Genomic DNA, 26,598 nt, shown 5'->3' with positions numbered 1-26,598 from the left:
ACCGCTGCGCCACGACCTGCGCGGCGCCACGACCCGCTCGACCGCGTCCCGGCTGCTGGAGGGCGCCGGGCATGCCGCCCTGGTGGCCTACCGCCACGACCCCGATCGGTCGCACCCGGTCCTCGCCCACGGACTGACCGCCGACGGCCTGCTCGCCGTGGCCCTCCCGACCGACCGTCCCGAGCTGGGCGACGCCGGTGTGGACGTGCGGCTGCGCATCGACCAGCACGGCGCCGACCCGCGGCTACGGGTCTCGACCGCGAGCCTGCACGCCCTGGCCCACGTGCGAGCGGTGAGCGCCGCGGAGGCCGCCGACCTCTGCTCGCGCGGGTCGCTGCCGCGGGCGATCGCCTGGGCAGCGGACGCCGGTGCCCAGGTCGCGCTCGTGAGCCTGGACCGGGTCGTGCTGCACGACCAGGGCGGGGTGAGCGCCCTGCCCTTCGCCGAGGTCGTCGACGGGCGGCAGAGCACGTTCCCGGCGCCGCAGGAGGAGTGGGAGTGCCGGGAGATCGTCCAGCGTATGGGCGGCGATCGCACGGCGCGCGTGGCGGCCGAGGTGGTCGCCGGACATCGCCGGGGCGTAGTCGCGCACGGCCAGCCCACCCCAGCCTCGGTGCGCCCGTTCGCCGGTCAGACCCTGCTCGCCGATGTCGACAGCACGGGCTGCACATGGATCGAGGTGCAGGACCAGCGCACGCGCGCGGTCTTCGTGCCCTTCGACCTGCCGGTCACCACGCTCGAGGAGCTCGAGGTGGCGATCGGCGGCTGGGGGTCAGCTCGCGGCGTAGGTCTGGCAGCTGGCGGTGTCGCCGCCGACGGTGATCGCCTCGGCGGTGCACATGAGGTCGGAGTTGTGCACGCACTCCAGGCGCTGGCAGGCGCCGACGTGACCCTGGGCCACGGGCAGGCCGCCCCGCACGTCGAGCTCGATGAAGGTGCCGCACGAGGCGCCGGAGTCGGCGGTGATGGTGACGGCCTCGGCGCTGCACCCGTCGTTGTTGTAGGCGCAGGAGGTGGCGGCGCAGGCACTGACAGCGGTCATGGTGGCCATGAGGAATCGTCCTTTCACGTCGTTCCGGGATGAAGCGACTGAGAACGACGGTAGGGCCGTGCGATCCGCTCCCACAAGATCATCGTGCCTGATCAGAGATAGGAAAGGCCGACATTCCAGAATGCCTGTCAGCCGCATTCTCGTTATGCCGCGCGGATATCGGCACGCTCCGGTGACGGATATCGTGAGTGCCGCTGAGGTGCCCTTTTTGTCAGGCGGACCCCGGGCCGGGCAGGATGAGCCGCCATGAGCTACGACATCACGCTGTGCCGCCGGAGCCCCGGCCAGGACTGGGACGACGCGCTCGCGGAGGCCGACGCCGACGACACCGCGACCGAGGCCGACGCCCAGGCGCTGACGACCGGTGTCGAGACCTTCCGCCGCATCGAGCTGCGCCTGCGCGAGGTCCTGGACGGTGAGATCGAGACGTGGGTCGCCGAGGAGACCGGGGGTGACGTCTACGGCGAGCTCACCGCGACGCAGACCGGCCTGCAGGTGGAGCTCTTCGACCGGTCGGCGTCGGTGAGCCTGCCCGACGGCGAGCACGACGACCTCGACCGGGTGCACTCCCAGGCCCGCCGCGCCGTGGAGATCGTGGCCGACGAGACGGGCTACGAGGCCTACGACCACCAGACCCGCAGCGACTTCGACGGCACCCTCGCGCACCCGGTCGCGGAGCCGGAGCCGGCCGAGCAGGCGGGCCCCACCCGACTGTCGGCCGCCGAGCTCGCCCGGCGCAACCCCGCGAGCCTGCGCCGACGCGGCTGGTTCTACCTCGCCCTCGCCATCGTCATCCTCCTCTTCACCGCCCCGAGGCTCATGGCCGGCGACACCGGCGTCCTGACGATCATGCTGCTCGTCATCGGGGTGCTCGACCTGCTCGGCGGGCTCATGCTGCTGTCGGTGTCGCGGCGTGCCGCGGAGCCCGAGCCCGCGGCAGAGTCCGGGCCCGGGGCGGGGCCGACCACGCCGTGAACGGCTAGAGGCCCGAGAGGTCGTCCGGCACGTCCACGGCATACCGCTGCAGCAGGTCGAGGGGGACGACCTCGAGCACCCGCTCGTGGGTGCTGGCGAGCACCACCGGCGCGGCGTGACCGGCCTGGTGCGCCTGCAGCCAGCGCAGCGCGACCACGCACCAGCGGTCGCCGGGCGTCAGCCCGGGGAAGCCCCAGGCGGGGCGGGGCGTGAGCAGGTCGTTGCCGACGGAGAACTGGTGGGCCAGGAAGTCCTCGGTCACCACCGCGCAGATCCCGTGGATCCCGGCATCGTCCGGGGTGACCTCGCAGCCCCCGGACCGGGTGAATCCGGTCACCGGGTCCAGGCCGCACTCCTCCAGGGGCGAGCCGAGCACGTTCCGCATGCGCCCAGCATGGCAGGCGGTCTCCTCTCATGGTCCTCTCCTCTTGCCCCGATTGACTGGTTGGAACCGCCAGGAGAGGGGCGACCATGCCGGACCGGAACAACCTGGCACTCAAGGCTGTCCGCCGCGCCGAGCGCACCGAGGCCCTGCTTCCCGCAGCCACGCGCCCTCGTCGCCTGGTCGCCCACGGGCGCACCTTGATGACACCGAGGATCGACCCCCGGAGAGTGTCCCTGATCCCGCGCTCGGCGCAGGGTGACTGGCCAGCCGACGAGGTGCACGTCCACAGCGCGAAGGTGGCCGCGGATGTCATCGTCCTGGCCAAGTTCGACCTGCGTGCGGAGGTCAAGCTGCGGGCCGGCTACCAGCGGTCGCGCCTCACCTTGGCGATCCAGCCAGGGGACGCGAACGGTGGCATCTCTCGAGCTGTCCGAGCCCATGAGGTCGTCTCAGCGGTAGACCCTGACCTCGTCCCTCCGCTGCGAGCGCACGGCAGGCTCGACCGCAGGCTCGCCTATCTCGTGGAGGACTGGGTCGACGGCTCCCCGCTGGTCGGCACCGGTCGACTGGCCGTCGCCGCGCCTCACCTGCTGCACCGGCTCGGGGCTGTGCACAGGTCATACGGTCTGCGCGAGGTCTCCGTCCGCGATGAGTGGGGCGAGGTCTTCGCCCTCCGGTGGGCCCGGACTGCCGCCGCGGGACTCGTCCAGCGACGCGTCGAGGGCCGAGTGTCCGAACTGCTCGCGCAGCATCACAAGACCGTCGCCGTCTCCTGGAGCCATGGTGACCTCGTGGCTTCGAACGTCCTCGAGGGGCCGGGCGGGTACCGCCTGGTCGACTGGGAGCACTCCGGCGAGGCTCCGGTGATGATCGACGCCGCGAAGCTCCACCTCTTCTCCCGCGATCCCCGACGGACAGTCGACGACATCCTGCGGGTCTGGTCGAGACTGCCGGGCACGCTGGAACCCGCAGAGCAACTCTTGCTGGCTCACGGCTGGCTGATGAGCGGCTCGACCAGGCGCCTGACGGTTCTGCGGGGACATGCCCGGGAGGACGTGTACCGGCGCCAGCTCGCGCGCCAGGCCGACCGGATGGAGCAGTTGGTCGACGTTCTTTGATCTGAGGTCAGTCGCGCGCCGCGAGCTCGGCGTCGAGGGCCTGCAGGTCGGCGAGCCCGGTCCGGACGACCCGCTCGTTGCCGCTGCGCAGCTTGGCGACGGCGCGGGTGACCTCACCGGGGTTCACCCCGGCCGTCGCGGCCCGGCGCAGGTTGCGGTCGCTGGTGAGCTGCAGGTCGAGCACGGCGTCGGCCTGGGCCCGCAGGCTCGGGGTCGACGCGGGCTCGGCCTGAGGCGTCGCCATCCGCGAGGCGGTCGACGAGGTGACGCCGAGCGCGGGGGTGATCGCCGCGGCATACGCCCGGTTGCCGGCGCGGTTGGGGTGGAAGGACTCGTCGACCGGGAAGGTCAGGTTGTTGATCCACGCCTGGCTGTCGCACACCGCGTGGCCGGCGAAGTCGTCGCGGACCTCGACGTAGGTGAACCCGGCGGCGCCGGAGCGGGCGTCGATGAGGCGGTCCAGCTCGGCGGTACCGGCGTTGAGCCGGGACATCTCGCGCCCGGAGAAGAAGGTCGCGAAGGAGCAGTCCTGGCCGTTGAAGAGGTAGGGGTAGCCGGCGATCGCCACCTGAGCGTTGGGCGCCCGGTCCGCGATCTCGCCGTAGACCTGGTCGAGACGACCCGGCAGCTGGGTGCGCAGGGTGACCAGGCTGTCGTCGATCTCGCCGTCGCAGTCGCTGACCCAGCCGGGGAGCGCGCACTCGGTGAGCACGTCGGCGAAGCCGACGTCGTTGCCGCCGATCGTCATCGACACGTGCGCGGTCCCGGGACTCAGCGTGCCGAGCTGGTCGGCCAGCACGTCGGAAGTGTCGGCGCCGGAGCAGGCCTGGTAGTCCAGGGCGAGCCCCTGCTGGCCCGCGACGAGGACGGGATATCCGTAGGGCGAGCGGTAGCAGGAGTCGGTGCGGGCGAAGGTGCCGGTGCCGGCGGAGAAGCTGTCGCCGAGGGCGACGTAGTCGGTGCTGTCCACCGCCTGGGTGGGTGCGGCGGCGAGGGTGCCCGCGAGGGCGGTGGCGCAGAGGGCGGCCAGGCTGGTCCGTGTCGTCGTTGACATGCGCTCATGCAAGCACAACCGGCCGACCACGTCACCTGATCGCGCCGGGGTGCGGTGGACGACATCTGCTGCGATCTGAGGTGGCCGACTCCCGCGAGTTCCGCTGTTGCAGCAGTCCCGACCCAGGAGTAGGTTACCGCCCACCTGATCACACGAGGGGATCGCCCCATGGCCACAACTGGGCACGCCGCACACCTGTCGCTGGGAGAGCAGCTCCGGCGGCGCAAGCCGATCGTGTTTCGCAAGCACCACCATCCGGGCGAGGAGCTCGGACGCACCCTGACGACCTTCCAGCTGATGATGTTCGGGGTCGGCGCGACGGTGGGCACCGGGATCTTCTTCGTGCTCAGCGAGTCGGTGCCGGAGGCCGGCCCAGGCGTCATCGTCAGCTTCCTCCTCGCTGGCCTCGCCGCTGGCCTGTCAGCACTGTGCTACGCCGAGCTGGCCAGTTCGATCCCGGTCAGCGGCTCGACCTACTCCTACGCCTACCACGCGATGGGTGAGTTCGTCGCCGTCCTGATCGCTGGTTGCGTGCTGCTGGAGTATGGCGTGGCCACCTCCGCGGTCTCGGTGGGGTGGAGCGGCTACTTCAACGAGCTCCTCTCCTCCACGCTGGGCTTCCAGCTGCCCGCGGCGCTGTCCACATCCTTCGTGCCGGGCGAGGACGGCCTCGCGACCGGGGGGTTCGTCAACCTGCCCGCGGTAGTGCTGGTCCTGCTCTGCATGCTCCTGCTGATACGCGGTGCGACGGAGTCCGCGCGTGTCAACGCGATCATGGTGATCACCAAGCTCGGCGTGCTCGTGCTCTTCATCATCATCGCCATCACCGGGTTCAACGCCGACAACTTCAGCAACTTCTTCGGCTCGGGGGTCGGCGGGATCACGGCCGCCGCAGGCACGATCTTCTTCTCCTTCATCGGTCTGGACGCCGTGGCCACCGCCGGTGAAGAGGTCAAGAACCCGCAGAAGGCGCTGCCCCGGGCCATCATCGGCGCCCTGATCATCGTCACCACCGTCTACCTGCTGGTGGCCTTCGCCGGGATCGCGGCCAAGGAGCCCGCCTGGTTCGCGACCGAGGAGGCCCAGAGCGCGGGCCTGTCACAGATCCTCAACGACGTGACCGGCACCGCGGTATGGGGCACCGTCCTCGCCGCGGGCGCGGTGATCTCGATCTTCTCGGTCACCCTGGTCACGCTCTACGGCCAGACCCGCATCCTGTTCGCGATCGGTCGCGACGGACTGATCTCCAGACGGTTCACCAAGGTCAACCCGACCACGCTGACCCCCAACTTCAACACGGTGGTCGCGGCGGTCGTCATCGCGGTGATCGCCGGTTTCGTCCCCGCCGACTACCTGTGGGACACCGTGTCGATCGGGACCCTCGTGGCGTTCTCCGCCGTGGCCATCGGCGTGGTGGTGCTGCGCCGCACCCACCCCGACCTGGAGCGACCGTTCCGCATCCCCGGCTACCCGGTGACGCCCCTGCTCACCGTGCTGATCTGCGTGTGGATCGTCCTCGGACTCCCCGCGCTGACCTGGCTCATCTTCGCGAGCTGGCTGCTCGTCGTGGTGATCTTCTACTTCGCCTACGGCCGGCGCCATGCCGCGCTCAACACCATCACCGACCTCGAGCAGATCGCCGAGAGCCGCGGCGACGAGGAGACCGAGAGCGTATGAGCATCCTGGTCGGCTACAGCCCGCACCGTGAGGACCTGGGTGCCCTGGACCTGGCCTGCCAGCTGGCCAGGTCCGACCGGACCGAGGTGCACGCCCTCACCGTGGTCCCCCAGGGCTGGCCGACCGCCGTCGCGGGCGACACCGACCGCGAGTTCGAGCGCTGGGCCGCTGAGGAGGGTGAGGCCGCGGTCACCGCGGCGACCGCATACCTGAGCGAGCACGATGACGTGCCGAGCGACGCCCGGTGGGTCTCGGGCCGCTCCGTCCCACCTGTCCTGCTGGAGCACGCCGGGGCGCACGGTGCCGACCTGCTCGTCGTCGGCTCCGGCGAGGACGTGGCGCACGGTCGCATCGGCATCACCAGCAAGACCGACCGCCTCCTGCACTCCTCGACGGTGCCCGTCGCCGTCGCCCCTCGTGGCTACGAGGCCGGGGCAGGGAGCACGGTGCACCGCGTCACCCTCGCCTTCCGCGGTGACGACCCGACCTGGGCACTCATGCGACAGGTCGCCGCGATCGCCCTGCGCACCGAGGCGTCGCTGCGGGTCGTGACCTTCGCGGTCCGCACCCGCACCATGTACCCACCCCGGGTCAGCGGCGCCGAGGACATGGTGCTGGCCCACCGCGTGGAGACGGCCGGCGCGGAGCAGGCCAAGGCGCGCGAGCATCTGCTCGAGCTCGGCGTCGGCGACGGGCTGCAGCTGTCGGTCGCCGTCGGCCGCAGCTGGGGGGTGGCGATGGACAGCCTGGACTGGGACCGGGGCGACGTCCTCGTCGTGGGCTCCAGCTCGACCCACCGGATGAGCCAGGTCTTCCTCGGCTCGAGCGCCTCCAAGATCCTGCGCCACTCCCCGGTGCCGGTCGTCGTCGTCCCGTGACGCGGCACCGCCGCTAGCGTGACCCGTCGACAGGCTGACGGCTGGCACCGAGGAGGGGCACATGTCGGGCGAGGACGAGGTCGTCATGGTCGACAACACCTACAAGGATGCGGTCCGCAGCGCCCGGGCTGCGTGCGTCGGCCCGGCCTCGCGCCTGGAGGACGCCCTGCGCGCCGCGCGGCGCGCGATGGACTCCGGAGCCTGGCAGGGCCCGATGGGTGAGGACTTCTCCGGCGAGCTCGACACCTACCGGAGCAAGCTCACCGACGCCGGTCCCGAGGCGCTCGACGACTTCGACCGGGTCATCGCCGGACAGCCGGAGCGGGTGGAGTCGACCGCCTGGCAGGTGCGCTGGCAGCGCATGGGACCGCGGTAGGGGTCGCGGTGACACTCGTCAGCATCGACATCGGGGCGATGGAGGACCTCGTCAGTGACATGAGGTCGGCCCATGACGACCTCCCCTCCGACGTCAGCACCATCAGGGGACGGCTGGACCAGGTCCTCATCGGCACCGGGTCCGTCGCGCAGGTGGACTTCGGCTCCGCCATCTGGACGTGGATGAGCGACCGGATCCGCGACCTCGACCGTCGCCTCGCGCTGGCGCGCCTCATCGCAGGCAGCACCCCCGGCATACCCGGCGTCGGCGTCGTGGAGATCGACGAGAGCTATGTCAGCGACCTGTCGCAGGCCGAGGTGGACTCCTTGGCCGAGGAGGTCGAGGTGCTCATGACGCCGGCGGAGTTCACCGACCCGCAGGACATCGACCCTCGGCTGCTGGAGATCCTCGCCGAGCATGCCCACGACCCCTACTTCGCCGCGGCCGTGGCGGGCCGGGTCTCGCCCTCGACCCTGGACCAGTACCTCCAGAGCATCAACTCCTACCGCGAGTTCCACGCGCGTACCGAGGAGGAGGCCACCGATTTCGACGGTCGCTACGACGCCTTGCTCAACGGCCTGGGGATGACCTACGGACTGGCCTCCCAGGGCGAGGGCGACCTGGAGGTGCCCGGGATGAGCGAGGCCTGGGCCGACGCCATCGAGCAGGCGCCGCAGTTCAGCGGCCGCGCGCAGCGCCTGTCCCTGGTGATCTCGCGGGGCACCTTCTCCACCGAGCTGCTCACGACCGTCCACGACCGCATGGTCGACCTGGAGGGCGACGACGGGGCGGAGTACTGGACCTCCATGGGGTTCGTCTTCGATCCCGACCCGAGCAAGAGCCCCGCCACCAACCTGGTGACGGACCCGTTCGGGGGGCTCTACCAGGGCATGGGCAACAACCCCGAGGCGCTGCGGCAGGTCTTCGCCGAGGGCGAGACCGTGACGGTGGAGACCGACGACGGCACGGTGCAGGTCAACGCCCGGCTGTGGGAGACGCTGCGTCTGCGCGGGATGGACGAGTATGCCGTCTCCCAGCTGGTCGCCGGGCTCCAGACCGGGCTGATGGCACCGCCGGTGGAGGGCGCCGACGCCTGGCAGCCGGGGCTGGTCGAGGACCTCGAGGGGTCGATCGCGGCGATCGAGCGGGAGGCCCGGATCGCCGAGGAGAACCGGCCGCCGTGGTACGCCCAGGCCGGTCACATCCTCCTCGACGTCCTGGGGATGGTGCCGCTCGTCGGTGAGCCGGCCGACGTGCTCAACGGCCTCTGGTACACCGCCGAGGGCAACTACGTCGACGCCGGGCTGTCGTATGCCGGGGCGGTGCCGGTCGTCGGGTGGTTCGCCGTCGGCGGCAAGTGGGTCAAGCGCGCTCTCACGGTCGAGGAGCTCGCCTCCATCGAGCGGCTGGCCGCCAGCGGCACCGACGTCGGACGGTTGCTCCCGGGTGGTCGGCCGGCTGCCTCGGCCGACGAGCTGGCCGATGCCGCCAACTTCACCACCGACGCCTTTCTCACCCCGGCCGAGCTGCGCCGCTTCGGCGACCGGCCCTGGCTGCAGAACATGCTGGCGGGCAACAGGTTCGACACCTACATGACCCCGAACTACCCGCACAACCAGGTCTACCTTCAGGCGCCCGGCGGGTCAGGCTACGTCCGGCTGGACAGCTACGTGCCCGGCGATCAGATCATCTCCCGCAAGCTCACCCAGCTCGGCGACGTGCAGCCGACCACGGCGTTCGGCTACATCGACGAGCTGGTCACGAAGTACCCCGACGGCGCGACGGTCGCCGACGTGCCCTCGACGCAGATGTCCGGGCTGGCCGGTCAGCGGCTGCAGGGCGAGATGGTCCTTCAGGTGCCGCCGCAGGCCGGGGGGAGCATCCCCGACGAGGTGGCGGAGTACGCCTTCGAGAACGGCGTCCATATCATCGACATCAACGGTTTCGACTACACCGCACACCTCTACCCCTGAGAAGGCAGCGATGACCTACCGCTACGGACGGGACTGGCACCCGGTCCTGCGCAAGCCGATCAGCGAGATCAGCGAGCGGCAGGCGCGCTCCCGCTTCGTCGACGGACCGTCCTTCTCGGTGAGCAAGGTCGCCGAGGCCTCGGGTGGCGTGGTGCCGGACTACACGCTGAAGATCAACCCCGACGGGATGTATGTCGGCGCCGTGTTCTACGACTGGTTCGGCTCGGAGGTGAAGAAGTATCACTTCGACGAGGACGCCGACCGTCCCGGCGACCTGTTCCTCCGGGAGGTCGTGGTCACGGTCTACCCCGACGGCCAGGACACGTGGCTCTCGCTCCGCGACTCCAAGGCGCACACGTCCCTGCTCTTCCAGCCCGACGGGCGGGCCCGTTCCTACTTCGCCGTCAAGGGTGAGCCGGCGGCCAAGGTCGAGGAGTTCACCGGGGTCGACGTCTCCGCCCACTGGGTGCCGATGATCACCTTCGGCGACTGGGACCGCTTCGGCGAGCACCGCGAGCCACCGCTGCCCGGCTGAGGGGGCAGGGAGAGCACAGTTGCAACATACAACTGATTGGTTGTATGTTGTCTTCATGGATCGACCCACCGAGGACCGCGCGGACGCGATGTTCCACGCGCTCGCCGACCGCACGAGGCGCGACATCCTGCGCCGCGTGCTGGCCGGGGAGCACTCGGTGTCGGCCCTGGCGGCGAGCTATGACATGAGCTTCGCCGCCGTCCAGAAGCATGTCGCCGTGCTGGAGCGCGCCGGCCTGCTCACCAAGCGTCGTCGGGGCCGGGAACAGCTGGCCAGCGGCGACGTGGAGGCCGTCCGCTCGGTCTCCTCGATGCTCGCCGAGCTGGAGCACCTCTGGCGCGGCCGCATCGATCGCATGGACACCTTTCTCGAGGAGCACTGACATGCCCGTCACCGACGTGACCACCGACACCGACCACCGCAGCATCACGATCACCGCGGAGTTCGCGGCACCGGTCGAGCGTGTGTGGGAGCTGTATGCCGACCCGCGCCAGCTGGAGCAGGTCTTCGGCCCGCCCTCGCACCCGGCGACCTTCGTCGACCACGAGCTCGCCGAGGGGCGGACCTCGAAGTACTACATGACCGGCCCCGAGGGCGAGAAGTACGCCGGCCTGTGGGACATCACCGGCGTCGACGCCGGTCGCAGCTTCACCTTCGAGGACCGCTTCGCCGACGCGGAGACCTGGTCGCCGGCCGAGGGGATGCCGGTGTCCCGCAACACCTACGCGTTCGAGGAGGTCGACGGCGGCACCCGCGCGACCTTCACCTCGGTCTACGAGACCGCCGAGGGCCTCCAGCAGGTGCTCGACATGGGTGTCGAGGAGGGCGCGACCGAGTCGATCAACCAGATCGACGCCTTCCTGGCGGCCTGAGGGCAGGGCTGCCCAGCACGCCTCAGATGTGCTCGTCCTCCCGGACCGCCCGGGCGAAGGCCTCCATCGAGGGGTACTCCGCCAGGTAGGTCCACCGCCCCTCCGGCTCGGGCGTCGCACCCCAGCCGGGGCGGGCGTGGCGGCGGTTGATCCAGACCGAGTCCACCCCGTGCCGGGCCGCGGGCACGTGGTCGTGGAAGAGGCTCTGCGCGACGTGCAGGTGCTCCTCCCGGGCGATCCCGAGCTCGCGCAGGGTGGAGTCGAGCGCCGCGAAGTGCGGCTCGGCCGGCTTGTAGGCCCCGACGTCCTCGGCCGTGACCACGGCCGCGGGCGTCGTGGCGAGCCGACGGTTGCTGGCCTCGAAGCCCTCACGGTGCACGTTGGACAGGATGATGAGCTGGAAGTGCTCGGCCAGGGCGGCCAGTGACTCCCGGGAGTCCTCGAAGGCCGGCCAGTCAGGCACCGAGGCGCCGAGTCGGGCCGCCCACGTCTCGTCGACCTCGGCGCCCAGCGCCTGCCCCGTCCGGGTGAACGCCTGCGCGAGGACCTCCGGGTAGAGCGACTGCGGGTGCTCACGCTCCACGTCGGCCTCGTGCCGGGCATAGTCCCGGAGCAGGGTCTCCTCGTCGAGCTCCAGGCCGACCTCGGCCGCCCAGGGGGTGAGCACCGCGCCGATGCCGGCCTCCCAGTCGATGAGCGTGCCGTAGACGTCGAAGCTCAGCGCGCGGTAATCCTGCAGCCGCATCACCTCGCCTCACCCTCACCGACCGCGACCGGGTGGTCCTCGACCGACCGCCGCGCCCCCGGCGTGAGGAGGCTGACCACGGCCAGCGTCACCAGGGTGACCGGCAGCGAGACGAGGACCGAGTGGAGGTCACCGGGGCGGCCCAGCTGCTCCCAGGTGATGGTGAGGACGACGGCCACGGTCATCGACGCGATGGCGCCCCACTTCGTCGCCCGCTGCCAAAAGAAGATCGCCAGCACCGGCGGCGCCAGCGCCACGCCATACACCGTGTAGGAGTAGAGCTGCAGCTCGAGCACGGTGGGGAAGAAACGGCCCAGGACGTAGGCGATGAGGGCGATGCCCAGCACCGCGAGCCGGTGGACCTTGAGCCGGCCACGCTCGTCGAGGTCGACCCCCATCATCCGCTGCACGGCGTCGTAGACGACGTTGCCGGCGCCGGAGAGGAGGAAGGAGGAGCCGGACGTGATGATGAAGGCGAGCGCCCCGCCGAGCAGCAGGCCGCCGACGACCACGGGCAGAAAGCCCTCACCGGCGAGGGAGAGGATCGCGGTGTCCGGCGCGATGTCCGGCAGCAGCACCACGGCGGCAGAGCCGAGCAGCGCCACCGGCACGGTCACGAGGAAGCTGGAGAAGAAGAAGCCGGCGGTCGCCTGCTTGGCCTCGTCCTCGGTCTTGGCCGCGCCGAGCCGCTGGTACATGTTCTGGTCGGCCAGGATGAGCAGGAAGAGCGGCAGGAAGTAGCCCAGCAGGGCCAGCGCCGGCAGACCGCCGGAGAGGGTCGTATGCGTCTCGGGCATGCCCTGCCAGTAGTCGCCCCAGCCGCCGATCTCCCCGCCGAGGATGAGCGGCAGCGCGATGAAGAGGCTGGCGACGATGACCAGCGCCGAGACGAAGTCGCTCCAGGCGACCGAGCGCAGCCCACCGCCGACGGCGAGCAGCGTGATGATGACGGCGACGAGGATCGCGCCGCCCTGCGGGGAGAGCGGGGTGATGACGCTGATGATGTAGCCGCCGCCGGTGAACTGGTAGGCGGTGATGCCGGTGTAGGCCAGGATCGTGATGAGCGCCGCGATGATGCGCACGGTGACGCCGTACTTGCGCTCTAGGAGCTCCGGGACGGTATGCGCGCTGGAGCGGCGGACCCGCTTGGCGATGAAGTAGAGCACCACGATGCCGACCGGCGTGCCGGCCATGAAGAAGATCGAGGCGAGGGGGCCGTAGGTGTAGGCGAAGCTCGCCCCGCCGATGATCGTGCCCGACCCGACCCAGGTGGCGAGCAGCGTGCCGATCATCACCGGCCGAGGCAGGCTGCGCCCGGCGAAGAGGAAGTCGTCACCGGTCGAGGTGTACTTCCGTCGGCTGAACCAGAGCCCGATGCCCACCATCATCACGAGGTAGAGCACCAGGATCGTCACGTGCACGGGTTGCATGGGGGACCTCCACACTGCGGCCGGCACGGCCGGGGTCGGCCGTCGTTCGCGTCTATCAAACCGCCTGGGGGACCTGGATGCAATAGTTATTGCACTTCTGGGAGGAATCCGTCCTTGTCGGTGGGGAAGATCCGGAAGGTCCGCCAGAGGTCGTCGGATGCGTCAGCGGCCGTCGACGCGGCGGCCGGGCCGGCGGCGACGATCGCGGCGATGATCGCCTGCACCACGGTGACGGTCGGCACGAGCGAGGGGAACATGCTGGCCCCCTCGCTGGGGACAAGGACGAGCTCGTCGGCGAGGCTCGTCATCCCCGGGCGGGCGTGGTCGCCGATGACGATGAGGCGCAGCCCGCGCTCGCGGGCGAGCCCGGCGATCTGCAGCAGGTCGCCGGGGGTGCGCCAGAGGTGGAAGATGACGAGCGCGTCACCCTCGCGCAGCAGGGAGAAGGAGTTGAGCAGGGCCGTGCCGCCCGCGCGCTCGAGCCGCACGTCGTGCCCGATCGTCTGGGCCAGGTGGGCCAGCTGCAGGCCCGGCCCGGCGAAACTGCCGGATCCGAGGACGAGCGTGGTGCGCGCCCCGATGATGATGTCGGCCACCCTCGTGAGCTGGTCCTCGTCGATGAGCGCGGCCAGGTCGCGCAGGTTGTGCAGGTCCTGGTGCAGGGTCGCCTCGCCGACCCCCTCGGCCTCGCCGTGCTCCTCGAGGACCTGGGAGGCGGAGAGCAGGGAGAGGTAGCGGGAGCGGACCTCCGCACGCAGCGGCGGCCACCCGGTGAACCCGATCTGCTGGGCCGCGCGCACGACGGTGGCGGCGTTGACCCCGGCGATCTCCCCGGCCTGCTGGGCCGAGGCGTACGACATCTGCCGGGGGTGCGAGCCCAGGGCCCGCAGCACCTCCGTCACGCCCCGCCCGGGCGCCCGCCCCGAGAGCCGGCTGCGCACCCACGGAGGAAGATCGGACTCCGTCACACCACCCATTCTGCAACACTCCTTGCTGGTATGTGCGACAGTGAGCCATATCTGGACGCGAGAGGAGATCGATAATGGCTTCTGACACGGTGGTCCTGCAGGGTGGATCCGTCTGCGACGTGGCGGCGGGGGAGGCGCGGCCCGCCGACGTGCTCATCAGCGACGGCGTCATCCAGGAGGTCGGCGAGTCGCTGACGGTCCCGCAGTCGGCCACGACGATCGACGCCGGCGGCTGCTTCATCAGCCCCGGGCTCATCGACGCGCACGTCCACGTCACCGCGGGCACGGCCGATCTCGGCGCCCAGGCGGAGTACTCGCCCTACTACGTCGCAGCGCAGACCCAGGGGATCCTGCGCGGCATGCTGGGGCGCGGCTTCACCTCGGTGCGGGACGTCGGCGGGGCCGACTACGGCGTGGCTGCTGCCCTCGCCGACGGGCTGTGGGCCGGTCCTCAGGTCTTCTTCGGCGGCAAGGCGCTCTCGCCGAGCGGCGGGCACGCGGACCTGCGCAGCGCCGGCCGCCAGGTCATCGACCACCACGTCTGCTGCCCCAACATCGGCACCGTCTGCGACGGGGTCGACGCCGTGCGGCGGGCGGCCCGCGAGCAGCTGCGCACCGGGGCCGACCACGTCAAGATCATGCTCTCCGGGGGCGTGGCGTCCCCGACCGACCGGGTGGACTCGCTGCAGTTCTCCATCGAGGAGATCAAGGCCGTGGTGGAGGAGGCCTCCAACGCCAACCGCTACGTCACCGGGCACGCCTACACCGCCCGGGCGGTGAACCGCGGGCTGGAGCTCGGTCTGCGCTGCATCGAGCACGGCAACCTCATCGACGAGTCCAGCGTCACCCTCTTCCGGGAGCACGACGCCTTCCTCGTGCCGACGCTGGTGACCTATGAGTTCCTCCGCAAGGAGGGCGCCGAGGCGGGCCTGCCCGAGGCCAGCCAGGCCAAGGTCGGCGACGTGCTCGAGGCCGGGCTGCACGCCCTGGACCTCGCGACCAAGGGCGGGGTCAGGATCGCCCTCGGCACCGACCTGCTGGGCAGCATGCACCGCCACCAGAGCCAGGAGTTCGCCATCCGGGCGCAGATCCAGTCCGCGCAGGAGATCCTGCACTCGGCCACCCTCGTGGGCGCCGACCTCCTGGGGCGGACCGGGGAGCTCGGCGTCGTGGCACCGGGAGCCGCCGCCGACCTGCTCGTGCTCGGCGCCAACCCGCTGGAGGACGCCGGGGTGCTCGCCGACCCGCAGACGCACCTGCGCCTGGTGCTCCAGCGCGGCGCGGTGGCGCACGAGGGCTGAGCGCAGCGGCGTCACGGCGGCGGTCCGCACGCGCCGGGGCCTAGTTGCGGTAGTGCTCCACGGTGTCCGCCGAGCGCTCGCGCGCGTCGTCCGGGTCCTCCCCGAACTCGCGCTTGGCCGCGCGCTGCCGCAGCAGGTCCCAGAGCCGGTCCAGCTCGCCCTCGACCTGGGCGACGCTGGTGCTCCTCCTCGGCCGTGATCTCCCCCCCGCCCGAGCTGGTCGCGCAGCGAGCGCTCGGTCGCCACGAGGTCGGTGATGTGCTGGTGGATGCTGGTCTCGTCCATGGCCGCATCGTGACACACGGCGCTCAGTCGTCCTCGACGAAGATGACCTCCCGCCGACGGCGGATCGCCGGGAGCACCGCCAGGGGAGTGCGGTCACCTTGGGTCGACCTTCATCGGCGTTCTTCCCGATGAAGGTCGTGCTAGGCCGTGGTCACTTCGGGTCAGAGGCGGGGCCGGACAACGCAAAACCCCCGGACCGAAGTCCGGGGGTCTGGGCTGACCTCCGAGGAGGCCATCTGTGCGCGAGGGGGGATTTGAACCCCCACGCCCTTTCGGACACTGGCACCTGAAGCCAGCGCGTCTGCCGTTCCGCCACTCGCGCGAGTGCCGAGCAAGATTAGCACGACCCCCGCCGCGTCCCCACATCTCGCGCGACGGCTGCCCGCGACGGCCGGCACCTGACGGATCCCTCGGAGATCCGCCTCCCGTCTCCCACGCCCACCCCTGCGCCTCCAGGGTCCTCCCACCCTCGACAGATACCATCGAGACGGCCAGATCCGGCCCCCGATGCACAGAGGAGAGGTGGCGTGGGAGTCTTCGACAAGCTCGAGCGTGGTCTCGAGCGTGCCGTGAAGCAGCCGTTCGCGCGCGTCTTCAAGGCCGAGGTCCAGCCGGTCGAGATCGCCTCGGCGATGCGCGGCGCCATGGACGACCGCGCCGCCGTCCTGGGCCCGGGTCGCACCATGGTCCCCAACGTCTTCACCATCGAGCTCGCCGAGTCCGACTACGAGCGGCTCGCCTCCTACGAGCACGCCCTCACCGACGAGCTCGTCGCCGCCGCCGAGGACCACGCCGACGCGCAGCGGTATGTCGCTCCCGGCCCCTTCGAGGTCCGCCTCGTCAACGGCGAGGAGCTGGAGACCGGCATCTTTCGCGTGCGCCCCGCAGCCAAGGACGGCCGGCAGGGTGGCCAGCAGCGTGGTGACGCCCGCGAGTTCGCCCAGGCGCAGCAGGAGCGGGACGCCCGCAGGGCCGCGCGGGAGCGCGAGGAGGCGGAGGCCGCCCGAGCGGCCGCCGCAGAGCGCCGCGCTCGCGAACCCCGCCCCGACGAGGACGACGACGCGGCATACCGGCGTCCGACCCCGGAGCGTCAGCGCAGCCGCCGGTCCGGCCCGTCACTGACGATCGACGGGCGTCACGTGCCGCTGACGGCGGCCGTCACCACCCTGGGGCGCGGCGAGGAGTGCACCGTCGTCGTGGACGACCCCGGGGCCTCCCGTCGGCACGCCGAGATCCGCATCTCCCACGACGGGCCGCACCTGCAGGTCATCCTGCGCGACCTCAACTCCACCAACGGCACCTTCCTCAACGGTGAGCAGGTCGGCAGCGAGGAGCTGCGCACCGGTGACCGCATCACGCTGGGACGCACCCACATCACGGTCCAGCTGGAGGGTTGATGGGTGAGCTGACCCTCAACCTGCTCCGCCTGGGCGTGGTCGTGCTGCTGTGGGCCTTCGTCGTCGCCGTCGTCGGCGCGCTGCGTGGCGACCTCTACGGCACCCGGGTCCTCACCCGCAACGCCGGCCCGACCCGCAAGCCGGAGTCGCGCACGGACCGCAAGCAGCGCCGCAACACCCCCACCCACCTCGTCGTCACCGAAGGTCGGCTGCGCGGCACGTCGGTGCCGCTGCACGACGCCGGCGTCCTCGTCGGACGCAACCCCGAGTGCTCCCTCGTCCTCACCGACGACTACGCCTCGGGCCGGCACCTGCGCATCTACCCCGGCTCCGACGCGTGGTACGCCGACGATCTCGGCTCGACCAACGGCACCGAGGTCAACGGCCAGCGGATCGGCACCGGCGCCCGTCTCGACCCGGGCGCGCAGATCCGGATCGGTCAGACCGTCCTCGAGCTGCGTCGCTGACCATGGCCCTCGCCCTGCGCTACGCCGCGCGCACCAACATCGGCCTCGGCAGCAAGTCCCGCAACGAGGACTCGGCGTATGCCGGGCCCGAGCTGCTCGTGCTGTGCGACGGCATGGGCGGGCACGCCGCGGGGGATGTCGCCTCCTCCCTCGTCGTCGGCGAGCTGGTGCACCTGGACGGAGAGTCGCACGGGGCCGACGACGCCCTCGACATCCTGGAGCACGCGCTCGAGGAGGCCAACAACCGGCTCGCCGACGTCATGGAGGTCTACCCCGACTCCGACGGCATGGGCACCACCTGCATCGCGATGCTCCGGGTCGACACCAAGCTCGCCGTCGCCAACATCGGTGACTCCCGCGCCTACCTCCTGCGCGGTGGCCGACTGACCCAGATCACCACCGACCACTCCTTCGTGCAGAAGCTGCTGGACGAGGGCCGGATCAGCAAGGAGGAGGCCCAGCACCACCCGCAGCGCTCGCTCGTGACCCGGGTCTTCACCGGCCGTCCCGAGGACCACCCCGACCTCTCGCTGCGCGAGCTGCGTCAGGGCGACCGGGTCCTCATCTGCAGCGACGGCCTGACCGACTACGTCTCCACCGAGGTCGTCACCGAGATCCTCGCCGAGCCGGGCCGCACCCCGGGCCAGGCCGCGGACGCCCTCGTGCACACCGCCCTGCGCGCCTCCACCCGCGACAACGTCACCGTCGTCGTCGCCGACGCCGTCTCGCCGGGTGAGGGCACGAGCAAGCCGCAGGTCGTCGGTGCCGCCAGCGAGCGCCGCGGCACCCAGCCGCTCAGTCACCTCAGCCCCGCCGAGAAGGCCGCGGCCCTCTCCCGCGAGGCCGCGGGCACCGCGCCCGTCCCCGAGGTGCCCGTCCTGGCCGAGGAGCAGACCCGGCCGTGGGTGCGCTGGGCGCGCCGCACCGGGCTGGCCATCGCCATCGCCGCCGTGCTCGTCGCAGGCGTCTGGGCGACGTGGACGTGGAGCCAGCAGCAGTACTTCGTCGGCGAGCAGGACGGGATGGTGACGGTCTACCGCGGCATCTCCCAGGACCTCGGCCCGCTGACCCTGTCCACCGCCGAGGAGCAGACCGACGTGCCCGTGGAGGACCTGCCCGACTACTACCAGGCCCGCGTCCGGGGCACGCTGTCCGCCGACGGTCGCGCCGGTGCCGACCGCATCGTCGAGGACCTGCGGGCGCTCACGCCCGCGGCCTGCGTCCCCACCGTCGTCCTGCCCGACGGGAGCGCGACGACGCAGGTCCCGGACGACATGGCGACGACGACGGCCGACAGCCTGGCGGAGGCCACCGGCACCGCGGGCGCGGGCCCCACCTCCCCCGTGGGAGAGGTGCTCCAGGAGTCCCTCGACCTCGGCAGCGGCACCCTCGGCGGGGCCGACTCCGGGTCCGCCACCGCGCCGACCGGTGCCGAGGACGACCCGGTCGCGACGGTGGTCTGGCCGGAGGGATGCCCGTGACCGCGACCAGCCCGACCCCCTCGACCGTCACCAGTCTCAAGGTCCGCAGCGGCCGCACCATCGAGCTGCTGCTGCTCCTGCTGGCCCTCGGGATCGTCACCCTGTCCTACATCACCGTCAACGTCACGGCGGTCGGCGAGCTGCCGGCCGACGTGTGGTGGCACGTCGGTGGGTTCGCGGCGCTCGGGCTGGGGCTGCACGTCGTGCTCCGCCGTCGCGCGAGGTATGCCGATCCCCTCCTCCTCCCGCTCGCGACGCTGCTCAACGGGCTGGGGCTGGTGATGATCCACCGGATCGACCTCGTGCCGGGCCAGCTCGGCACCTCCGGCGTGGCCAGCCGGCAGCTCATGTGGACCGCACTGGCGATGGTCATGGCCGCCGTGGTGCTGCTCGTGCTGCGCGACCACCGCGTCCTGCGCCGCTTCACCTACATCGCCATGGCCCTCGGCTTCGTCCTGCTGCTGCTGCCGATGCTCCCGGTCATCGGGCAGACGGTGAACGGCTCGCGGCTGTGGATCCGGATCGGGCCGTTCAGCTTCCAGCCCGGCGAGCTGGCCAAGATCGCGGTGGCCGTCTTCTTCGCCGGCTACCTCGTGTCGACGCGCGACGCCCTGTCGCTGGTGGGCCGCCGGGTCCTCGGGCTGCAGCTGCCGCGGGCCCGCGACCTGGGGCCGATCCTCGTCGCCTGGGGGCTCTCGGTCCTCATCCTCGTGCTGCAGCGCGACCTCGGGTCCTCGCTGCTCTTCTTCGGCCTCTTCGTCGCGGTGCTCTACGTCGCGACCGAGCGGACCAGCTGGATCATCATCGGGCTGAGCCTCTTCGTCGGCGGCTGCCTGCTCGCGTGGCGCCTCTTCTCCCACGTCCAGAGCCGGGTCACGCTGTGGCTCGACCCCTTCGCGCCCGAGCAGTCCGACCAGGTGGCCAAGGGGTTGATGGGCCTGGCCCACGGTGGCATCTTCGGCGCCGGGCTCGGCAACGGCTATCCCTACATCACCTACTACGCCAACAGCGACTACATCGTCGCCAGCTTCGGCGAGGAGCTCGGCATGGTGGGCCTCTTCGCCCTCCTCATGCTCTACGCCCTGCTCGTCGAGCGCGGTCTGCGCACCGCGATCGGCTCCCGCGACGGCTTCGGCAAGCTCCTGGCCGTCGGCCTGTCCTTCACCGTGGCGCTGCAGGTCTTCGTCATCGTCGGCGGGATCACCCGGGTCATCCCGCTCACCGGTCTGACCACCCCCTTCCTCTCCGCGGGCGGCTCCTCGCTGCTCGCCAACTGGATCATCGTCGCGTTGCTGCTGCGCGTCAGCGACGCCGCGAGGCGGCCCATCTCCGAGCGCCGTCAGGACCCGAGCATCGACGCCGCCGAGCGCGAGGAGGCCCGCGCATGAACACCCCCATCCGCCGGCTCGCCCTCGTCGTCTTCGCGATGTTCACGGCGCTGCTGCTGTCGACCACGTGGATCCAGTTCGTCCAGGCCGAGGACCTGCGCGACCGCGCCGGCAACCGCCGCACCCTCATCGAGAACTACAGCCGCGACCGCGGCGCCATCCTCGTCGACGGCACCCCCATCGCCGCCTCCGAGCCGACCGACGACGAGCTGGAGTGGCTGCGCCGCTACCAGCAACCCTCGAGGTATGCCCACCTCACCGGCTACTACTCCTTCACCTACGGCGCCGGGCTGGGGCTCGAGCGCGCGGAGGACTCGCTGCTCGCCGGCACCGACGACAGCCTCTTCTACCAGCGCCTGTCCGACGTCGTCACCGGCAAGCCCGCCTCGGGGGCCAGCATCGAGCTGACCATCGACCCGCAGGTCCAGGCGGCCGCCGTGGAGGCCCTCGGCGACCGGCGCGGGGCCGCGGTGGCGCTGGACCCGCAGACCGGGCAGATCCTGGCCATGGTGAGCCGCCCGAGCTTCGACCCCAACGCCCTGTCCAGCCACCAGCTCAACGCCGTCGACGAGGCCTACGTCGCGCTCACCGAGGACCCCGCCCAGCCCCTGACCAACCGGGCCATCGCCGGCGACCTCTACCCACCCGGCTCGACCTTCAAGCTGGTCCTGGCGGCCGCCGCCCTGGAGTCGGGGCAGTACGAGCCGGACACCGAGCTCGAGGGCGGGCTGACCTATACCCTCCCCGGCACGGAGACCACGCTGCCCAACTTCGGCGGCGCCGCCTGCGACCCCGAGGACACCCCGACGCTGGCGGAGTCGGTCCAGGTCTCGTGCAACACCTCCTTCGCGTGGCTGGCCGGCGAGCTCGGCGCCGACGCGATCCGCGAGCAGGCGGAGGCCTTCGGCTTCGGTGAGCCGCTCGAGGTCCCGATGAGCGTCACCCCCTCGATCTACCCCGAGGAGATGGACGACGCCCAGCTCGCCCTCACCGGGATCGGTCAGTTCGAGGTGCGGGAGACCCCGATGCAGGTCGCGATGATCTCGGCCGCGATCGCCAACGACGGGGTGACGATGAGCCCCTACCTCGTCGAGGAGGTGCGCAACTCCGACCTCGAGGTCATCGAGTCCGCGGAGCCGCGCTCCCGCTCGCGGGCCATCTCCAGCGAGACTGCCACCGACCTCACCGCCATGATGGAGCTCGTCGTCGAGCAGGGTTCGGGCCAGGGCGCCGCCCTGCCGGAGGTTCAGGTGGCGGGCAAGACGGGCACCGCGGAGTATGGCAACAGCGGCGCGGCGCACGCCTGGTTCACCGGCTTCGCGCCCGCCGACGACCCGCAGATCGCCGTCGCCGTGATCGTGGAGTCGGCGACCGACAACTGGGCCGGCGAGACGGGCGGTCAGATCGCCGCGCCGATCGCCAGAGCCATGCTCGACGCAGGAGTGCAACGATGACCAGCGACCGCGACCCCACCGAGGCCACGCCGCGCCCCGAGCACCCCGCCCCACCGGAGCGGGTGCTGGGTGGTCGCTACGAGCTCGGCGAGCTCATCGGGCGCGGAGGGATGGCCGATGTCCACCTCGGCCACGACCTGCGCCTGGGTCGCCCGGTCGCCATCAAGGTGCTGCGCACCGACCTCGCCCGCGACTCCTCCTTCCTCGCCCGCTTCCGTCGCGAGGCGCAGTCCGCCGCCGGCCTGTCGCACCCCGCGATCGTCGGGGTCTTCGACTCCGGCGAGGAGCCCGTCACCGAGTCCGGCGGGGCCGACGTGCAGGTGCCCTACATCGTCATGGAGCTCGTCGAGGGCAAGACCCTGCGCGAGCTGCTCAACGAGGAGCGCACCCTCGACCCCGACGAGGCCGCGCGGATCACCGCGGCCGTGCTCGCGGCGCTGGAGTATGCCCACGACCGCGGCCTCGTGCACCGCGACATCAAGCCCGCCAACGTCATGGTCACCGAGACCGGGGCCGTCAAGGTCATGGACTTCGGCATCGCCCGGGCGATCGCCGACACCGCTGCCACGATGACCCAGACGCAGGCCGTCATGGGCACCGCGCGCTACCTCTCCCCGGAGCAGGCACAGGGTCTGGACGTCGACGGCCGCTCCGACCTCTACTCCGTCGGCTGCCTGCTCTACGAGCTGCTCACCGGTCGCACCCCCTTCCAGGGCGACCCGGTCTCGCTCGTCTACCAGCACCTCGGCGAGGCCCCCAAGGCGCCCTCCACCCACGCGGCGCGCCTGCCGCAGGCGCTGGACGCCATCACCCTGCACGCGCTGGAGAAGAAGCCCGAGGAGCGCTACCAGGACGCCGGCGCCTTCCGGGCCGACCTCAACGCCGCGCGCGCCGACGAGCCCGTCTCCGGCGCCGCGGAGTCGACCTACCAGCGGATCCTCGGCCTCGGGGCCGCCGGTGCCGGGGCGGCTGCAGCCGCTGCCGCCGCGGCGGACCGGTCGGGCGCCGCCACGCAGGCGGTGCCGGCCGCGGGCTCGGGGATGCGGGAGCCGCAGGACTACCCCGACGAGCCCACGGGCATCTTCCCGCGCACCGAGGAGGACGACCGCTACGAGCGGACCGACGAGCTGCCGGTCCGCGAGCGTCGCCACCCCGGCGCAGCACTGCTGCTCGGCGCCATGGCCGTGCTCGCGCTGGCCGGTGTCGCCTGGGTGCTCCTGCAGGTCATGGGCCCGAACGGCGAGGAGGGACCCGAGATGATCGTGGTCCCGAGCACCGTGGGGAGCACCGAGGCGGAGGCCCGGACCACCCTCACCGCGGCCGGCTTCACCGTCGCCGAGGACGTCGTGCAGCGCAACAGCGACGAGGAGACGGGCATCGTCATCGAGCAGGACCCACCCGGGGGCGAGGCGCCGCGCGGTGAGGAGATCGAGCTCATCGTCTCCGCCGGCCCGCAGGCGCAGGAGATCCCTCGCTTGCAGGGGATGGAGGAGCAGGCGGCGCGGGACCTGCTCGAGCGCGAGGGTTTCACCAACGTCCAGGGCGAGGCGAGACAGACCGACGACCCGGACTGGGAGGGCGGCCAGGTCGTCTCCAGCGACCCCGCTGAAGGCGATGAGGTCCCGCCGGACGAGCCGATCGTCCTCACCATCTCCAGCGGGGAGGTCGAGGTCCCCGATGTGGTGGGACAGGACCAGAACGCCGCCGTGCTCCTCCTCGACGAGCAGAACCTCACCTGGCAGATCACGACCCGCCGGACCGCCGAGGCGGACCCGGGGACCGTGCTCGAGCAGTCCGTGGAGGCGGGCGACGTCGTCGAGCAGGGCACCGAGATCGAGCTGGTCGTCGCCGCCGAGCCCGTGCAGACCGCCACCGAGGTCATCACCGAGTCGGTGACGGTCACCCCCAGCCCCACGCCGACGCAGGAGCCCGAGCCCACCGAGGAGCCCACGGAGACCCCGACCGAGGAGCCGACGGAGACTCCCACGGAGGAGCCGACGGAGGAGCCCACCGTGCCCCCGGCACCGACCTCGCCGGAGCCGACCGACCCCGGCCCGCCGGTGGAGCCGCCGCCCCCTTCGGAGGAGCCGACGGAGTAGCCCGCCCCGGCCGTCGTCGACGTCCGGGTGGTCCCGCGGTCAGCTGGAGTCGACCACCTGGGCGTGCTGGGGACGGACCTGACCGGAGTATGCCGGGAGCTCGGTCTCCCCGAGGTCGGCGACGGCATACCCGAGACCGACGGCGTCCGCCCAGTCGCGGTAGGTCGCGACGACCGGGTCCGCGGCGAGCGCGGCGTGCAGCGCCTCCGGGTCCCCGACGGCGGTGACGGTGTAGGGCGGGGAGTAGACGCGGCCCTGGAGGTAGAGGGTGTTGCCGACGCACTGGACCGCGCTCGTGGCGACGATGCGCTGGTCCTGCACCATGATCGCCTCGGCGCCCCCGGCCCAGAGGGCGTTGACGACGCCCTGGAGGTCCTGCTGGTGGACGACCACGTCGTCGACGGAGTAGCCCTCGGGCAGGGTGTCGAGGCTGTAGCCAGCGTCGTCGAGGGTGACGCTCACGGCCGGGCCGGTCACCGCCGCGGCGCCCACCCCCAGCGCGAGCTCCTCCGCGCGGCGCCCGTCGACCGCGGCCGCGCTCGTCTCCTGGTCGGCCCGCAGGCGGTCCACCTCGCGGGTGAGGTCGTCGGCCTGCTCGGTGAGGTCGCGCACCTGGCCGTCGCGCTGGGTGATGAGATCGACGAGGTCGGCGGGCTCGGCGCGGCCCTCGCGCGCCAGCGAGGCGCTCGTGCCGAAGAGCAACCCGGCCGCCAGGCAGATCACCGTCACCCCGGCGGTCCGCACCCTCGCGCGGGGCGCGGTCACGCCGCTCGGCTCATCACCCATACCCCCCACACTATCGGGCGTATATCCTGACCACTCCCACCACGAAGGAGACGACGTGCCCGAGTCTCGAGGCCGAGAGGGCGCGCGCAAGCGCGCCCAGAGCACCAGCCAGACGACGCCCCAGACCCAGAGCCTGCCGAGCAACCCCTCGTGGTTCGTCCCGGTGATGTGCGCCCTGATGATCGTCGGGGTCCTGTGGGTCGCCGTGTTCTACATCACCGGTGGTCAGTGGCCCATCGAGTCGATCCGCTACTGGAACCTCGGGATCGGGATGGGGCTCATCATGGCGGGCTTCGCCATGGCCACCCAGTGGCGCTAGTTGTCCACAGGTTGTCCCCACGATGGGGATAACGACACCCGTGTAACTCCGGTCGAGCGACGGGGGATCGGCCGGGTCAGCCCGACAGGCCGACGGCCGTCGGCCCCATGACCTGCCAGAGCCGCAGCCCGGCCAGCAGCAGGAGCACGACGAAGACCCCTGCGAGGGCGGGCCAGGCGAGCGCGCGGCGCCGCGTCGCCTCGGTGGAGCGCCCGGGCGCGGAGGTCAGCAGCATGAGCCCGCCGATGGCGGCGCCGGTGACGGCCCCACCGATGTGCGCCTGCCAGGCGATGCCGCCGACGAAGAAGGGCAGCGCCAGGTTGATGCCGATCATGACGAGCATCCCGGTCGGCACCCCGCCCCGCCGCCAGGCGAGCACGACGTAGATGAACAGCAACCCGAAGATCGCGCCGGAGGCGCCGACGACGGGGACGTACCACCCCGGATCGGGCGGGGCCAGCACGAGCACGCCGACCGAGCCCCCGATCGCGCTGAGCAGGTAGGCCGAGACGAAGCGTGCGCGCCCCAGCGACTGCTCGAGCACCGGCCCGATGAAGAAGAGGATGTAGAGGTTGAAGCCGATGTGCAGCAGGCTCGACGGCGAGTGCACGAAGGCCGCGCTGAGGAGCCGCCACGGCTCCACCCCGGCGAGGACGCCGACGAAGGCCAGCTCCCGGGTGACCAGAGGGTTGGCGAGCTGACCGGCATACACCAGTGCGCACAACCCCATGAGGGTCCAGGTGACGACGGGGCGGCCCTGGCGCACGGGGGCGCCGAAGCGGGTGCGCGCCACCGGCGCGGAGCGGGCGCCCTGCGCGACGCAGTCGACGCACTGGATGCCGACGGCCGCGGGACGCTGGCAGTCCGGGCAGGTGGGGCGCTCGCACCGCTGACAGCGGATGTAGCTCGTGCGGTCGGGGTGCCGTGGGCAGACGGGCGCACCGCCGGCCGGCCCGTCGCCGCCCGGTGGGGCGGACGGGGTGCCCGGCGTCGGTCCGCTCACCACGTCACCCGGCCTCGGGGGCTCAGCCCTCGACGCTGACGCGCTCGATGACGACCGGCTCGACCGGCTTGTCACCGGCACCGGTCGGCACGGCGGCGATCGCGTCGACGACGTCGCGGGAGGCCTGGTCGGCCACCTCGCCGAAGATCGTGTGCTTGCCCTGCAGCCACGTGGTCGGCTCCACGGTGATGAAGAACTGCGAGCCGTTGGTGCCCTTGCCCATGCGCTTGCCGGCGTTGGCCATGGCGAGCATGTAGGGCTGGGTGAAGTTGTGGTCGGGGCTGATCTCGTCGTCGAAGGTGAAGCCGGGGCCGCCGAAGCCCTCGCCCAGCGGGCAGCCACCCTGGATCATGAAGCCGGGGATGATGCGGTGGAAGGCCAGGCCGTCGTAGAACGGCTGCGGGTTGGTGCGACCCGCGTCGTCGGAGTACTCCTTCTCGCCCGTGGCCAGCCCGGTGAAGTTGGCGACCGTCTTGGGGGCCGCGTGCTCGAAGAGCACGACCGCGATGTCGCCGTGGTTGGTGTGCAGCGTGACGTTCATACCCCAAGTTTCGCACGGTCGCTCCGCCCTCGCGCGCGTG

At 71.6% G+C, this 26,598-nt stretch carries 27 protein-coding genes and 1 tRNA gene; 17 read left to right on the top strand and 11 right to left on the bottom strand.

Features of this window, described 5'->3' with window-relative positions:
• Nucleotides 1-772: 772 nt before the first annotated feature.
• Nucleotides 773-1,051, bottom strand: coding sequence for a DUF1540 domain-containing protein (locus FA582_RS16830; protein ID WP_010147328.1), 279 nt, complete (start codon nucleotides 1,049-1,051; stop codon nucleotides 773-775).
• Nucleotides 1,052-1,297: 246 nt separating this feature from the next.
• Here FA582_RS16830 and FA582_RS00305 point away from each other — a divergent pair, with 246 nt between their 5' ends.
• Nucleotides 1,298-2,026, top strand: a complete 729-nt coding sequence (locus FA582_RS00305; protein WP_010147329.1) for a hypothetical protein — start codon at nucleotides 1,298-1,300, stop codon at nucleotides 2,024-2,026.
• Between the two features lie 4 nt (nucleotides 2,027-2,030).
• Here FA582_RS00305 and FA582_RS00300 read toward each other — a convergent pair whose 3' ends face one another.
• Nucleotides 2,031-2,411: a DUF2237 family protein gene (locus tag FA582_RS00300; RefSeq protein ID WP_010147330.1), complete on the bottom strand. Its 381-nt coding sequence runs from the start codon at nucleotides 2,409-2,411 to the stop codon at nucleotides 2,031-2,033.
• Nucleotides 2,412-2,932: 521 nt separating this feature from the next.
• Between FA582_RS00300 and FA582_RS00295 the strand changes: the two genes are divergently transcribed.
• Nucleotides 2,933-3,529 (top strand): protein kinase family protein, encoded by a 597-nt coding sequence (locus FA582_RS00295; protein ID WP_147899700.1) that lies wholly within the window; start codon nucleotides 2,933-2,935, stop codon nucleotides 3,527-3,529.
• 7 nt (nucleotides 3,530-3,536) lie between these two features.
• On the opposite strand, the gene FA582_RS00290 is transcribed toward FA582_RS00295, so the two are convergent.
• Nucleotides 3,537-4,583, bottom strand: coding sequence for an SGNH/GDSL hydrolase family protein (locus FA582_RS00290; protein ID WP_158640840.1), 1,047 nt, complete (start codon nucleotides 4,581-4,583; stop codon nucleotides 3,537-3,539).
• Between the two features lie 168 nt (nucleotides 4,584-4,751).
• On the opposite strand from FA582_RS00290, the gene FA582_RS00285 reads away from it, so the two are divergent.
• The 7 genes from FA582_RS00285 to FA582_RS00255 all read left to right on the top strand — a co-directional run bounded on the left by FA582_RS00285 (nucleotide 4,752) and on the right by FA582_RS00255 (nucleotide 10,894).
• The gene (locus FA582_RS00285) at nucleotides 4,752-6,260 is read left to right on the top strand and encodes an amino acid permease (RefSeq protein WP_010147335.1); all 1,509 of its coding nucleotides are present in this window, start codon (nucleotides 4,752-4,754) and stop codon (nucleotides 6,258-6,260) included.
• Nucleotides 6,257-7,138 carry a universal stress protein gene (locus FA582_RS00280; RefSeq protein WP_010147336.1) on the top strand — a complete coding sequence of 294 codons (882 nt, stop codon included), beginning with the start codon at nucleotides 6,257-6,259 and terminating at the stop codon, nucleotides 7,136-7,138. Before FA582_RS00285 ends, FA582_RS00280 begins: the two co-directional genes overlap by 4 nt.
• Nucleotides 7,139-7,199: 61 nt before the next feature.
• The gene (locus FA582_RS00275) at nucleotides 7,200-7,514 is read left to right on the top strand and encodes a hypothetical protein (protein ID WP_010147337.1); all 315 of its coding nucleotides are present in this window, start codon (nucleotides 7,200-7,202) and stop codon (nucleotides 7,512-7,514) included.
• A gap of 8 nt (nucleotides 7,515-7,522) precedes the next feature.
• Entirely contained in the window at nucleotides 7,523-9,487 is a 1,965-nt protein-coding gene (locus FA582_RS00270; protein ID WP_010147338.1) for a hypothetical protein, read from the top strand.
• A 10-nt stretch (nucleotides 9,488-9,497) separates the two neighbouring features.
• Nucleotides 9,498-10,022: a hypothetical protein gene (locus FA582_RS00265; RefSeq protein WP_010147340.1), complete on the top strand. Its 525-nt coding sequence runs from the start codon at nucleotides 9,498-9,500 to the stop codon at nucleotides 10,020-10,022.
• Nucleotides 10,023-10,077: 55 nt separating this feature from the next.
• Nucleotides 10,078-10,404 carry an ArsR/SmtB family transcription factor gene (locus FA582_RS00260; protein WP_010147341.1) on the top strand — a complete coding sequence of 109 codons (327 nt, stop codon included), beginning with the start codon at nucleotides 10,078-10,080 and terminating at the stop codon, nucleotides 10,402-10,404.
• A 1-nt stretch (nucleotide 10,405) separates the two neighbouring features.
• Nucleotides 10,406-10,894, top strand: a complete 489-nt coding sequence (locus FA582_RS00255) for an SRPBCC family protein (protein WP_010147342.1) — start codon at nucleotides 10,406-10,408, stop codon at nucleotides 10,892-10,894.
• Between the two features lie 22 nt (nucleotides 10,895-10,916).
• Here FA582_RS00255 and FA582_RS00250 read toward each other — a convergent pair whose 3' ends face one another.
• The 3 genes from FA582_RS00250 to FA582_RS00240 all read right to left on the bottom strand — a co-directional run bounded on the left by FA582_RS00250 (nucleotide 10,917) and on the right by FA582_RS00240 (nucleotide 14,037).
• The gene (locus tag FA582_RS00250; RefSeq protein ID WP_029540733.1) at nucleotides 10,917-11,639 is read right to left on the bottom strand and encodes an HAD family hydrolase; all 723 of its coding nucleotides are present in this window, start codon (nucleotides 11,637-11,639) and stop codon (nucleotides 10,917-10,919) included.
• Nucleotides 11,639-13,069, bottom strand: a complete 1,431-nt coding sequence (locus FA582_RS00245) for a sodium:solute symporter family protein (RefSeq protein WP_010147344.1) — start codon at nucleotides 13,067-13,069, stop codon at nucleotides 11,639-11,641. Before FA582_RS00245 ends, FA582_RS00250 begins: the two co-directional genes overlap by 1 nt.
• An 86-nt stretch (nucleotides 13,070-13,155) precedes the next feature.
• Nucleotides 13,156-14,037, bottom strand: a complete 882-nt coding sequence (locus FA582_RS00240) for a MurR/RpiR family transcriptional regulator (protein ID WP_158640839.1) — start codon at nucleotides 14,035-14,037, stop codon at nucleotides 13,156-13,158.
• A gap of 74 nt (nucleotides 14,038-14,111) precedes the next feature.
• Between FA582_RS00240 and FA582_RS00235 the strand changes: the two genes are divergently transcribed.
• The gene (locus tag FA582_RS00235) at nucleotides 14,112-15,338 is read left to right on the top strand and encodes a metal-dependent hydrolase family protein (protein WP_010147346.1); all 1,227 of its coding nucleotides are present in this window, start codon (nucleotides 14,112-14,114) and stop codon (nucleotides 15,336-15,338) included.
• Between the two features lie 40 nt (nucleotides 15,339-15,378).
• Here FA582_RS00235 and FA582_RS00230 read toward each other — a convergent pair whose 3' ends face one another.
• Nucleotides 15,379-15,639 carry a DUF2630 family protein gene (locus FA582_RS00230; RefSeq protein ID WP_147899698.1) on the bottom strand — a complete coding sequence of 87 codons (261 nt, stop codon included), beginning with the start codon at nucleotides 15,637-15,639 and terminating at the stop codon, nucleotides 15,379-15,381.
• A gap of 223 nt (nucleotides 15,640-15,862) precedes the next feature.
• A tRNA-Leu gene (locus FA582_RS00225) sits at nucleotides 15,863-15,945 on the bottom strand.
• Nucleotides 15,946-16,150: 205 nt separating this feature from the next.
• On the opposite strand from FA582_RS00225, the gene FA582_RS00220 reads away from it, so the two are divergent.
• Genes FA582_RS00220 through pknB form a run of 6 tightly spaced genes read left to right on the top strand, consistent with a single transcriptional unit; the run spans nucleotide 16,151 to nucleotide 23,909 of the window.
• Complete coding sequence (locus FA582_RS00220; RefSeq protein ID WP_010147349.1) at nucleotides 16,151-17,020, top strand: FhaA domain-containing protein; 870 nt, start codon at nucleotides 16,151-16,153, stop codon at nucleotides 17,018-17,020.
• Nucleotides 17,020-17,487: an FHA domain-containing protein FhaB/FipA gene (locus FA582_RS00215; protein WP_010147350.1), complete on the top strand. Its 468-nt coding sequence runs from the start codon at nucleotides 17,020-17,022 to the stop codon at nucleotides 17,485-17,487. The genes FA582_RS00220 and FA582_RS00215 overlap by 1 nt, the downstream gene beginning before the upstream one ends.
• Before the next feature lie 2 nt (nucleotides 17,488-17,489).
• Nucleotides 17,490-18,968 (top strand): PP2C family protein-serine/threonine phosphatase, encoded by a 1,479-nt coding sequence (locus FA582_RS00210; RefSeq protein ID WP_010147351.1) that lies wholly within the window; start codon nucleotides 17,490-17,492, stop codon nucleotides 18,966-18,968.
• Entirely contained in the window at nucleotides 18,959-20,356 is a 1,398-nt protein-coding gene (locus FA582_RS00205) for an FtsW/RodA/SpoVE family cell cycle protein (RefSeq protein WP_010147352.1), read from the top strand. Before FA582_RS00210 ends, FA582_RS00205 begins: the two co-directional genes overlap by 10 nt.
• Complete coding sequence (locus tag FA582_RS00200) at nucleotides 20,353-21,810, top strand: peptidoglycan D,D-transpeptidase FtsI family protein (protein WP_010147353.1); 1,458 nt, start codon at nucleotides 20,353-20,355, stop codon at nucleotides 21,808-21,810. Before FA582_RS00205 ends, FA582_RS00200 begins: the two co-directional genes overlap by 4 nt.
• On the top strand, nucleotides 21,807-23,909 hold the full coding sequence (gene pknB / locus FA582_RS00195; RefSeq protein ID WP_010147354.1) for a Stk1 family PASTA domain-containing Ser/Thr kinase: 2,103 nt from the start codon (nucleotides 21,807-21,809) through the stop codon (nucleotides 23,907-23,909). The genes FA582_RS00200 and pknB overlap by 4 nt, the downstream gene beginning before the upstream one ends.
• A gap of 39 nt (nucleotides 23,910-23,948) precedes the next feature.
• On the opposite strand, the gene FA582_RS00190 is transcribed toward pknB, so the two are convergent.
• Complete coding sequence (locus FA582_RS00190) at nucleotides 23,949-24,695, bottom strand: DUF881 domain-containing protein (RefSeq protein ID WP_010147355.1); 747 nt, start codon at nucleotides 24,693-24,695, stop codon at nucleotides 23,949-23,951.
• 55 nt (nucleotides 24,696-24,750) lie between these two features.
• Between FA582_RS00190 and FA582_RS16490 the strand changes: the two genes are divergently transcribed.
• Nucleotides 24,751-25,014 carry a cell division protein CrgA gene (locus FA582_RS16490; protein ID WP_010147356.1) on the top strand — a complete coding sequence of 88 codons (264 nt, stop codon included), beginning with the start codon at nucleotides 24,751-24,753 and terminating at the stop codon, nucleotides 25,012-25,014.
• 76 nt (nucleotides 25,015-25,090) lie between these two features.
• Here FA582_RS16490 and FA582_RS00180 read toward each other — a convergent pair whose 3' ends face one another.
• The gene (locus FA582_RS00180; protein WP_141567585.1) at nucleotides 25,091-26,017 is read right to left on the bottom strand and encodes a rhomboid family intramembrane serine protease; all 927 of its coding nucleotides are present in this window, start codon (nucleotides 26,015-26,017) and stop codon (nucleotides 25,091-25,093) included.
• A gap of 22 nt (nucleotides 26,018-26,039) precedes the next feature.
• A complete protein-coding gene (locus FA582_RS00175) occupies nucleotides 26,040-26,558 on the bottom strand; it encodes a peptidylprolyl isomerase (RefSeq protein WP_010147358.1) in 519 nt (172 codons plus the stop codon).
• Nucleotides 26,559-26,598 lie beyond the last annotated feature (40 nt).

Origin of the sequence: Serinicoccus profundi, assembly GCF_008001015.1 — a bacterium.
In the GTDB taxonomy this organism is placed as follows: Bacteria; Actinomycetota; Actinomycetes; order Actinomycetales; family Dermatophilaceae; genus Ornithinicoccus; species Ornithinicoccus profundi.
This window is presented reverse-complemented; position numbering and strand designations above follow the sequence as displayed.

Coding starts and splice junctions, on each gene's coding strand:
- FA582_RS16830 (WP_010147328.1), bottom strand. CDS start 1,051: ATGGCCACCATGACCGCTGTCAGTGCCTGCGCCGCCACCTCCTGCGCC.
- FA582_RS00305 (WP_010147329.1), top strand. CDS start 1,298: ATGAGCTACGACATCACGCTGTGCCGCCGGAGCCCCGGCCAGGACTGG.
- FA582_RS00300 (WP_010147330.1), bottom strand. CDS start 2,411: ATGCGGAACGTGCTCGGCTCGCCCCTGGAGGAGTGCGGCCTGGACCCG.
- FA582_RS00290 (WP_158640840.1), bottom strand. CDS start 4,583: ATGTCAACGACGACACGGACCAGCCTGGCCGCCCTCTGCGCCACCGCC.
- FA582_RS00285 (WP_010147335.1), top strand. CDS start 4,752: ATGGCCACAACTGGGCACGCCGCACACCTGTCGCTGGGAGAGCAGCTC.
- FA582_RS00280 (WP_010147336.1), top strand. CDS start 6,257: ATGAGCATCCTGGTCGGCTACAGCCCGCACCGTGAGGACCTGGGTGCC.
- FA582_RS00275 (WP_010147337.1), top strand. CDS start 7,200: ATGTCGGGCGAGGACGAGGTCGTCATGGTCGACAACACCTACAAGGAT.
- FA582_RS00265 (WP_010147340.1), top strand. CDS start 9,498: ATGACCTACCGCTACGGACGGGACTGGCACCCGGTCCTGCGCAAGCCG.
- FA582_RS00260 (WP_010147341.1), top strand. CDS start 10,078: ATGGATCGACCCACCGAGGACCGCGCGGACGCGATGTTCCACGCGCTC.
- FA582_RS00255 (WP_010147342.1), top strand. CDS start 10,406: ATGCCCGTCACCGACGTGACCACCGACACCGACCACCGCAGCATCACG.
- FA582_RS00250 (WP_029540733.1), bottom strand. CDS start 11,639: ATGCGGCTGCAGGATTACCGCGCGCTGAGCTTCGACGTCTACGGCACG.
- FA582_RS00245 (WP_010147344.1), bottom strand. CDS start 13,069: ATGCAACCCGTGCACGTGACGATCCTGGTGCTCTACCTCGTGATGATG.
- FA582_RS00235 (WP_010147346.1), top strand. CDS start 14,112: ATGGCTTCTGACACGGTGGTCCTGCAGGGTGGATCCGTCTGCGACGTG.
- FA582_RS00215 (WP_010147350.1), top strand. CDS start 17,020: ATGGGTGAGCTGACCCTCAACCTGCTCCGCCTGGGCGTGGTCGTGCTG.
- FA582_RS00210 (WP_010147351.1), top strand. CDS start 17,490: ATGGCCCTCGCCCTGCGCTACGCCGCGCGCACCAACATCGGCCTCGGC.
- FA582_RS00205 (WP_010147352.1), top strand. CDS start 18,959: ATGCCCGTGACCGCGACCAGCCCGACCCCCTCGACCGTCACCAGTCTC.
- FA582_RS00200 (WP_010147353.1), top strand. CDS start 20,353: ATGAACACCCCCATCCGCCGGCTCGCCCTCGTCGTCTTCGCGATGTTC.
- pknB (WP_010147354.1), top strand. CDS start 21,807: ATGACCAGCGACCGCGACCCCACCGAGGCCACGCCGCGCCCCGAGCAC.
- FA582_RS00190 (WP_010147355.1), bottom strand. CDS start 24,695: ATGGGTGATGAGCCGAGCGGCGTGACCGCGCCCCGCGCGAGGGTGCGG.
- FA582_RS00175 (WP_010147358.1), bottom strand. CDS start 26,558: ATGAACGTCACGCTGCACACCAACCACGGCGACATCGCGGTCGTGCTC.